This window comes from Segatella hominis, assembly GCF_004535825.1.
GTDB classification, from domain to species: Bacteria; Bacteroidota; Bacteroidia; order Bacteroidales; family Bacteroidaceae; genus Prevotella; species Prevotella hominis.
Genome location: NZ_SGVY01000048.1, coordinates 21,810 through 31,264 on the forward strand (window position 1 = coordinate 21,810; position 9,455 = coordinate 31,264).

8 protein-coding genes, 1 pseudogene and 1 riboswitch are annotated in these 9,455 nt (G+C 43.4%); of the genes and pseudogenes, 4 read left to right on the forward strand and 5 right to left on the reverse strand.

The window, feature by feature from the left end; genetic code table 11:
* Window positions 1–24: 24 nt before the first annotated feature.
* Window positions 25–2,031 (reverse strand): TonB-dependent receptor, encoded by a 2,007-nt coding sequence (locus EXN75_RS13885; protein ID WP_246031409.1) that lies wholly within the window; start codon window positions 2,029–2,031, stop codon window positions 25–27.
* A gap of 130 nt (window positions 2,032–2,161) precedes the next feature.
* Window positions 2,162–2,413: riboswitch (cobalamin riboswitch) on the reverse strand.
* A 151-nt stretch (window positions 2,414–2,564) separates the two neighbouring features.
* Window positions 2,565–3,242 (reverse strand): HAD family hydrolase, encoded by a 678-nt coding sequence (locus EXN75_RS13890; RefSeq protein WP_134844256.1) that lies wholly within the window; start codon window positions 3,240–3,242, stop codon window positions 2,565–2,567.
* A 254-nt stretch (window positions 3,243–3,496) separates the two neighbouring features.
* On the opposite strand from EXN75_RS13890, the gene EXN75_RS13895 reads away from it, so the two are divergent.
* The gene (locus EXN75_RS13895) at window positions 3,497–3,961 is read left to right on the forward strand and encodes a copper resistance protein NlpE (protein ID WP_118117339.1); all 465 of its coding nucleotides are present in this window, start codon (window positions 3,497–3,499) and stop codon (window positions 3,959–3,961) included.
* A gap of 18 nt (window positions 3,962–3,979) precedes the next feature.
* Here the strand turns inward: EXN75_RS13895 and EXN75_RS13900 are convergent, their stop codons facing one another.
* Complete coding sequence (locus EXN75_RS13900; protein ID WP_134844257.1) at window positions 3,980–5,638, reverse strand: vWA domain-containing protein; 1,659 nt, start codon at window positions 5,636–5,638, stop codon at window positions 3,980–3,982.
* Window positions 5,635–6,126: a C-GCAxxG-C-C family protein gene (locus tag EXN75_RS13905; protein ID WP_022110774.1), complete on the reverse strand. Its 492-nt coding sequence runs from the start codon at window positions 6,124–6,126 to the stop codon at window positions 5,635–5,637. Before EXN75_RS13905 ends, EXN75_RS13900 begins: the two co-directional genes overlap by 4 nt.
* Window positions 6,127–6,518: 392 nt before the next feature.
* Between EXN75_RS13905 and EXN75_RS13910 the strand changes: the two genes are divergently transcribed.
* The 3 genes and pseudogenes from EXN75_RS13910 to EXN75_RS18685 form a co-directional block, all read left to right on the forward strand.
* The gene (locus EXN75_RS13910; RefSeq protein ID WP_119228065.1) at window positions 6,519–7,754 is read left to right on the forward strand and encodes a site-specific integrase; all 1,236 of its coding nucleotides are present in this window, start codon (window positions 6,519–6,521) and stop codon (window positions 7,752–7,754) included.
* A 13-nt stretch (window positions 7,755–7,767) separates the two neighbouring features.
* Window positions 7,768–8,124, forward strand: a complete 357-nt coding sequence (locus EXN75_RS13915) for a RhuM protein (protein WP_134844258.1) — start codon at window positions 7,768–7,770, stop codon at window positions 8,122–8,124.
* Window positions 8,125–8,232: 108 nt separating this feature from the next.
* Window positions 8,233–8,404 (forward strand): annotated as a pseudogene (locus EXN75_RS18685) (mobilization protein); the annotation flags it as partial.
* A gap of 3 nt (window positions 8,405–8,407) precedes the next feature.
* Here the strand turns inward: EXN75_RS18685 and EXN75_RS13920 are convergent.
* Entirely contained in the window at window positions 8,408–9,247 is an 840-nt protein-coding gene (locus tag EXN75_RS13920) for a DUF4377 domain-containing protein (RefSeq protein ID WP_246031410.1), read from the reverse strand.
* Between the last annotated feature and the right edge of the window lie 208 nt (window positions 9,248–9,455).

Sequence of the window (9,455 nt, forward strand, 5' to 3'; positions counted from 1 at the left end):
TTTTTTTGATGCTTGCCACCATTATTACATCTCAAACGTCAACGTGAGGCGATAGTTGCGCTTAGGCATCGGATAATTGAGTATCACATCATAGTCCTGGCTGAAGAGATTATTCACCTCTAATGCCACACGAGCCTTGTAATCCTTCCAATTGAAACTTTTCTGCAGAGAGAGGTCGTGAGTATACCATGGCTGTGTATGATTATAGATGATATTCTCCTGCTGGTTATATCTCTCACCGGTATAAATAAAACTATAGTTCAAACCCCAAGTTCCGTAATCCATCTGAACCACAGCCGAACCACTGTTCCATGGAATATATGGTATCTGGTCGCGATAATAGGTATCGGCAGGATTGGTTACATCAATGGCCTGCTGGTAAGTATATTGCAGACGAGTAGTAACATAAAGTTTGCGCAATGGTCGGAGAGTTGCACTTACCTTGGCATCGAGTCCATTGATATGCACTTTGCCCAGGTTGAGCATCGTCCAACGGAACTGTGCTCCCTTAGGATAAGCCACAATCTTATCACTCACAAAATTACGATACCCATCCACCTGCACAGCCCACTCATACAATATTCCCTTCATACGAGGACTGAAATATGCAAATCCCACATCATACTGGGTGGTATATTCCGGGTTAAGTTTAGAGTTGCCCATCTCTGCATAATAGAGGTCGTTGAAGGTTGGCATGCGGAAACTCTTCTTATAGAAGGCCCTCAAGGAGAAACCTATGTTTTGGAACGGCTTATAATAGAGAAACACTGCCGGCGACCAGGTATTCTTATCGGCTGGTGCCTCTGCATCCCTTGTTACATCATGTACATAATTATAAACCACACTCCCCTGCATCTTGAATCCACCCCAGGCTATTGCTGTGGCTAAAGACACGATATGATTCCAGCGAGTAGGATGCACAAATCCATACATATCAGCATCCATGTTGTTCCACTGGAAATCATAAGCACATGACACCTTCCACCAAGAGCAAAGATCATACTGATGCAGAGTGGACAGATAGAACTCCTTCTGGCGATACACATTATCTATCAGCATTACCGTGGTATCCTTGTTGACATACTTGGTGAGAAAGTAAGAGTATTTCGCCATTAACTTCGTTTGGTAATGGGGAGAAAAGCGCTTATGAATATAACCTTGTATGAAAGAATTATTGTCGCTGATACGCTCGCCTCGCCGCCATACATTATTAACGATAGCCCCTGGCACACCACGTTCTGAGGTATAATTATATGCTTTCAGCATCCAGTCACCTCCCTTAACGTCACCAAATAAGGCTCCCTCCAGTCGGGTGGCACGAATATCACCATTCTCTCTTACAGCCGTTGTATCATACATGATTTCATCGGTTTTTACTGCCTTTCTACGGTAACGGAACTTATACTTACCACTGCTGCTGAGCCATTCGCCATTGAAGGAAACTTTCACCCTATCAGAGAGATTCAGTTCGACAAGCAGCGATGGATTCACCAGATCGAAAGAACCAGTCTTGAATTTCGTTTTCAGATGATAAGCCTTACCTTCTTCAAATTCTGGAACACGAGTCTGCAGATACACCGAACCTGCCGAAGCAAATTCCTTGGCAGCTTGAAATATCTGGCTTTTCTGTCCATTATAAAGCGAGATAGTCTGCATATTATCGAGTGAATACATTCCCAAATCCACCTGTCCATTTTGTGCATTGGAGAGTTCTATACCATCATAGAACACGCCCACATGATTGGTACCCATAGAACGGATGTTGATGGTCTTGATACCACCCACACCACCATAATCCTTGAGTTGCACACCCGAGAAGAAACGCAGGGCATCGGCCACACTCATCGAGTTGAGCCGCTGCAGTTCATCACCTGTCATCACCTGTGCCGGAATCACACTCGGAGTATTATTACCCACTACGACAACTTCCTTAATAGTATGAATACTATCCAAACTACCTACATGCTGCTTCTGTGCATATAGTACACCACTTGCTACCATGCATCCCACGACGCATAGCAGTAATTTCATTATTCTCATTTAATCTTCTTATACCTTAATATAATAAGTAAATAAATAATATGTCTCCATCACGAACCCATCCCACGGGGTTGGATAGAATCATCGGAATCTCTTACCCTAAAGACAACCTTTAATCATATCGTTTCCGATGGCAACGGCAGGTCTTCTGACTTGCATCCTCCCAGCATCTCACTCTATGTTAACCATAAAAAGATGCAAAACTCATGGCAAGCGGTCTTCCCGAAAAAATGTCAGTGACCATGGTGCTTACCGCAATAAGACGCTTACAGCAGCGGGACTGTCCGGGCTTCTCACCCGATTCCCTTTTAATCACTACGCACCCTCCATGCCTGCGGCGGCAGGAAGTGGCAGCAAACCAATTGCGCTTGCAAAGGTACAATAAAAAAATGAATAAAAGATTATTTCACCTGCTTTTTTATTCTACAAGCGATAAAATAATCTTTCATTCATTTCCTGTTTTATTCTTTTACTTCTTGATTTTATCTTTTTACTCCTTGAGCATTTTATGTTTTCAGAAACATTTATCCTTTTAGGATTTCCTGAAGTTCGGCGAAATCATCAATGATCCATTCTGCAGCGGCAAGCTGTTCACGGGTTCCGTTACCATAAGTTACGGCACAGGCTCTGCAACCGGCATGATGCGCCATATCCACATCGAAATTCATATCACCAACCACTAAGGTTTCTTCAAGCATATCCTTCACGTCATCAGGCGAAGTTACAGGATTTTTCATTCCTCTCATCTCTCCCAAAGCCTTGAAAACCATATCGGGAGCCGGTTTTACATGCTCCACATCATCACCCGCCACAATAGAGGAGAAAATATCCTCCAACTGCATCTGTTTCACATATCCATCCAGCGAGCAATGGTTTCTGCTGCTTGCCATTCCCAATACAAATCCGCGATGATGCAACTCCCTGAGCGTTTCTATCACATGAGGAAACGGCTTTACGATCATCGTTTGCTTGTTTTTCAGGAATATCTCGCGATAAGTAGCAGCACACTCCATCCCTTCCTCATCACTCATATCAAAGAGCGAGACGAAAGCCTCATCCAGTCGTAAACCGATAGTCTTGGCACATTCCTCATCCGATTTCACTTCGAGATGCCTGGCCCTCATCGTGTCCTGCAATGTCTTGACGATCAGACTTTGAGAATCTCCGATCGTACCGTCAAAGTCAAAGATAATATATTTCATGTTTCTTCTATAAACTGTTTAAAATCTATTATTGTAAAGATAACTTTCCCGAGATTTCTCTTTACGATTGCAAAGTTAACGATATTTTGCGACTCCACCAAATTTGGGGCGACGATTAAGCCCCACATTACATCTTTAACAACTTTTACTGATAGAACGGCGAATGTTGAATATTCCATAAATTCTTTGCCAAAAGTTTGCAGATAGTGAAGAAAAAGCGTATATTTGCCGTAAGAATAGTAAAGGAATTCATTATGAAGAAGAAATTAGTTTTGACAGCAGCTGTCATAGCAGCTCTGTCAGTTGGTTCTTGCAATAGCAAGAAAACCAACAATCAGGAAGCTGACCAAGATAGTCTCAGCTATACAGAGAAGGATTCACTCGAATCCAATGCCTTCGTCCTCGATTCTATCGCAGGTACTTACGAAGGAACACTCCCTGCAGCCGATTGCCCAGGTATCAAGACCGTGCTCACACTCAATGCCGACAGTACTTACCAGTACTCAGCCGACTATATCGAGCGTAAGGATGGTCACGACGAGGCAAGCGGAATCTTCAAGATGCTGGCTAATGGCGTAGTAGAAATCACCCGCCCATCAAGTGGCGAGAAGTCATACTACAAGGTAAAGGATGCCCAAAGCCTCATCATGACCGATTCTCTCGGCACAGAACCGGAGGGCGCAATGGCCAAGCACTATGTGCTGACCAAGAAGAAATAAGCCCACAGACTTCAACCGTCAGTATCGCCTCAAAGGACGATATCTGACGGTATAAATCTGGTTGAAGTAAGCCTTCCATTCATTCGGCTCCTTATCGTCGCTTCTGACAATACGGATGCCATAAAACCGGGTGCCCGTCTCCTTGTATTCCTTGAATCTCGACAACATAGCCTGCGAGGGATTCGGAATCAGGAAGTCGGTTATCCAAAGTACGTCTGCATTCACATAATGCAATCCATCATGATCGAGCAACTCGAACATCTGGCTCATCATTTTTTTCGCAGATGTTCCTCCTCCGATAAAAGGGAGATGACTGGCTGATGCCGTATCTTCCGTCCATTCCACAATATTGATTCCAATCTTCTTCAGCCGTTCCACCTTTCTCTTAGCCATGAGATCGATGGCACGTGTACTCACCGAGAAATCTATCAGAAAACAGTCTCGCTCCAATTCTTCTGCCGTTTCTTCTATCAGGGAAATGAGCGTGGAAGAAATTCTTTCAGGAGTGCCATACATGCTCGCAGAAGTATCGAGGCAGACAATCATAGGCCCCTTGCGTGAGGCATGTGTAAAACCGAGTTTGCGGGAAGGCTTAGCCATCTCACTCTTGTAGCGGAAAGTCTGCAACCTACGCGTGCGATACTTATATATAAAGAGTCCCTCCATGTCCTCATCACTGTATTGTGCAAGTTCGAGCGGAAGAAGCGAGTTGAGATCATCGCCCACGGTAATGCCCTCAATATCACTTCCTGAGGAATGTTCCATCTTCATATCGACACCCGAAGCGATGGTCAGCCGGTCCTTACCATTGGCATCCGCCACACGTCCCATCTTCGCTACAATCTCCTTGATTTCAGGATATTGATCCTGTATTTTCATCTCGTTCAGTCGACGCTCAAATTCCGTCTCTGTCCAGGCGTTCTTCATCATTTCCCATGCCTGAACCGCCCGCTGTTCAGAAATACCCTTCAACTTCATATTGCGGGTTATCTGATCCATCATGCGGACCAATCCGGTCTCGAAATGAGTTTGTCTGAGCGCTATGAAATCCTTCAGTTTAGAAATCACCTGCTGCTCTATACAAGCCTTCCAATCCCTTACCAGCCGTTCCCAGTTCTCAGCTTTGGAAGCGCCGATAGAGGAATGCAACCTATCAGTATCTCCATCATGAATTTCTCCATTATGATTAGCTTGAATAGACTCCTCCCCGAAAAGCCGGAGGAAGAAAGTTTTGTCGAATCCATCATTCCGATGCTCCTCATCAATCTGGTCAAGCAAGGGTCTCCAAACCTCTTCATTCATCCTACGGAAGGGAGTCCAGTCGAGCACATCATCAGCCCGATGACTTTCCGTCCAGGCTCTCTGTCGCTGGAATCTCATGTGGTGAACACATTCCACGATGAATTTTCCTACAGTCTCATAGAAAATCTTGCTCTTGATTCTGCTGCTAACCACCTGGCGCTGGAATTTCTGCACCTCTTCACCTGTCTCTGCAATAGTAACTTTCAAGGTAAAGAGGTGAATCAGATAATCCTTGAGCGGATCTTCCTTCAAATCCCAAGGCATGACAGTACTTGCCGGATCAGGAATCTTCACCTGTCCCGACTTGCAGAAATCATCCAGCATCTTCAGGTAGAACTGGGATTCAACCAAGTCCTTATTGGTCTGATATTTCATTTTTCCATCAGATATTCAGCAAAGATGCGGGCAGCACTCTCCACCTTTGCAGCACAAGGGCGAGATTTGTAGTATTCTGCCGTACGGGCTGAAGCCACATAACTGGACTGTGCCTTCTCATATCCTTTCAGACCGAGGATTTCAGCACAGATGATACTGCCATTCTGCTGCTTTGACTTAGCTAACAAATCCTGCACTACCTTGTAGCAGGCAGACTTACCTTCCCGGTCGTCGCCTTCGGTCTGACCACAGTCCAGCCCCACCAGCACAACAATACCTGATACTGCGCCACACATCATGCGCATTCTACCCACTCCGCCGCCGAAGCCAGCACCGATACGTTTAGCCATTGTTTCATCGAGACCATACAGATCAGCAAAAGCAGCCACCACAGATTGGCAGCAACCATAGCCCTGCATGAAATTCTCCACTGCCTGATGCACACGAGCCTCCAGTTCTGGAGACAATATTTGATTTTCTTGATTCATATTTTCTAAATTCTAAAATTGTTTTGCAGAGATACAGCTTATCTTATACAAAGATACAACAAAAAGTTGAAAATCAGTAATAATTAAAGCAAAATAGTTGAAAATGACTGAATTATGTCGGTGGATGGGGCTTTCCATAAAGACATCAGAAGACAGAAAAAGCCAGTCTAAGACAGACTTTCGTTACTATAACGTTACTGTTTTTTGATGATAATGAATGGGCGAAAATCACAGAATTAAGAGGCAAAAGTATCTAATAATTAGAAGATTGCCAAGAAAACTCGGAAGATTCTTTTATGCATGATTCTAATGCTTTGATTCGCTTGGATTTACAAATGGGATAATAACTCTGTACATAGTATTTTTGCAAACAGTTAAAAAAGTAGAAAGTTATGAGCAGATCAACATTCAGAGTATTATTCTATCTGAAGCGTAATGCGCCAAAGAAGAACGGACTGATTCCAGTCATGTGCCGTATTACGGTAAACGGCAAGATTTCACAGTTCAGCTGTAAGTTGGACGTGGATGAGAAAATGTGGAGCGTGGAACTTGGTCGCATGAGTGGACGAAGCATCGTTGCGCAAGAGACCAACCGAAAGCTGGACAAGATTCTTGTCGGCATCAATAAGGCTTATCAAGATGTATGTGATAAGGATAGCTATGTCACAGCAGAGAAAGTGCGTAATTCCTATCTTGGTATGGGGATGAACCACAAGACCCTTCTTGCAGTATTCCGTAAGCACAACGAAGACTATGCCAAGCTTGTTGGCAAGATGAAAAGCCAGCGTAGCTATTGGAAATACAGAGTGGTTTACAAGCATCTGGAGGAGTTTATCAAACAGCGTTATAAGATGGAAGACATTGCGCTTAAAGAACTTACCCCTGCATTCATCACCGATTTCGAAGTTTTCTTGCGAATAGAGAAAGGTCACTGCACCAATACTGTATGGTCGTATATGATGCCTTTCAGAAGCATCATATTTATGGCTATCAACAACGGTTGGCTTGCACGTGATCCATTCTATGCCTATCACATCAGTAAGGAGGAAACAAAGCGAGGTTTCCTGACAATGGAGGAAATAACAAAGTTGATCAACGGACAGTTTACCAAAAAGAAATACGAACTAGTCCGTGACCTATTCGTTTTCTGTTGCTTCACCGGACTGAGCTGGACAGACATGCGCAATCTGACCAAGAGCAATATTCAGACCTCTTTTGATGGACATGTGTGGATTAAGACATCGCGACAAAAGACAGGCGTGGAAAGTGATATTCGGTTACTTGAAGTAGCCAAGCATATCATTGATAAATATGAAGGATTGGCAAAAGATGACCGTTTATTGCCGGTTCCTGCTTATAGCGTATGCAAATATGATATAAAGCAAGTTGCCAAACAATGTGGTATAGAGAAGAATGTGTCCTGGCACGTGGCTCGTCATAGCTTTGCTACCTCGGTCTGTCTCTCCAATGGCGTGCCTATTGAGACACTCTCCAAGATGATGGGACACACAAGCATCAGAAGTACGCAAATCTATGCCAAGATAACCGCTCAGAAGTTGAGTGACGATATGGAAAAATTGTCACAGCGCATACAATCTGTCGAAAATATCATTTGTCAAACCATCTAATTTAATCAGCAGTATGAAAAGAAACATTATAAAGGTGAGCGACTACTCTGTCACGCTCACTGGCAATAATATCTGGATGACATATTGGGAGATAGCAGAAGCATTCAATGTCATCCCTGCTTCGGTGAACAGGACAATAAAAAGAATGTTCAAAGAAAATGTCTTTTCTGAGTGTGAACATAGCAAATATATCCGATTGTCAAACGGCAACCATGCCTATGTTTACAGTCTTGATGTAGTGATAGCCATTTCTTTCAAATACAGAACCCATTATACTAATGTGTTCAGAAAATGGCTGACAGACAAAGTAAAGGAGCAGCATCCTCCAGTATTCATCAGTTTTCAAAGAAAAGATCTGTATGGTTGCTGATTGTATGCTGACAATAGTATAATAGAGAAAAGCGGATTGTTTTCCTAAATAAGGAAGCAGTCCGCTTTTCCCGGTTATAGTTCATTTTGGTGGTTACTGGTGATTAGCGAAACCGCCGAACAGCAGAAAGTGATTGGCGCATGGCTCTGTGATTATGCGGAACACCAACAACAATTTGATGAAATAAAACATCGCCACACACTCAATGAGGTTGGCGATGTTGCAGAAAGTCGGTATGATTAGAAGATTGATAGGGGGGCGAGGGGGAATCAGTCTGTAATGATTATTTCTTTATTATGATAAATTCCACCTTTTGAAGCCCCTTTTTATGGACGTTGGCAAGAATAAGCGCATATCTGACCTCCTCGCCGGAGTTCATGGAGCGGATATGTGTAAACTCGTCTTCAGGAACGACATTCTTGAACATCGGGCCGGATGACTCGTTACGCACCAGACGAATTTTGTCGGTAAAGGGTGAAATGACATACGAGTAAGTTGCTTGATAAGGCACACTATGGAATTTCACCCAGTTCGGGTCTTTATGATCAAGGATATTTACCAGCCATATACGCGCCTTATCGTAAGATGGTAGCGGCGAAACATTGTCATATTCAACTTTACCATTTATTTTACCTTCATCATCAACTACAATAGTGCTAGCTACGCCATACTTTTCGAAAGGACACAAGTCATAGTATTCTATGTCTGCTTCTGTTTTTATCTCTTTGTCAATCGGAATTTCAGGGTCTGCTACAAGCCTGTCTTGAAGAACACGGATAAGTTCATATCTGCGGTCGGAAGCATCCGCAGGTGGATTGGCGAGGATTGTGCGCTTTACCGAGAGATAATATTCGTGCCCGCGTTCATAGGTAAAGCCTTTTATCTGTTCAAATCCAAGGTCTTGCCATTCTTCGGAATCACCTTCCGTCTTGACGAGCAAGCACTCTATGGGGTTTTCCTTCATATCATCGCCCCACGCATACGTCACGCCTGTTTCTGCCGACACCAGCATCCTGATTTCTTTGACTGAATCTTTAGGCTCATCATCATCGCTACAAGCAGCCAGTCCTGCCATGGCGAGGAATGTCATGAGCAGCATTCTGAAAAAATTTATATTCATCATTCTTTTTAAATTTTAATTGTTCTCTACATAATAATAAACACCGAAAATGCAAAAATATTGCATTGCAAATTATAAATAAATCCTCAAATCCGCAACCTATAGGGTTTAGTGGGATTTTGCTTGCAAAGCGACAAAATTCATTTTATTGTACATATTTCTTGCACAACAGAAATGTCGCAGACACAAAATCCCCTTACCCCATAAAGCG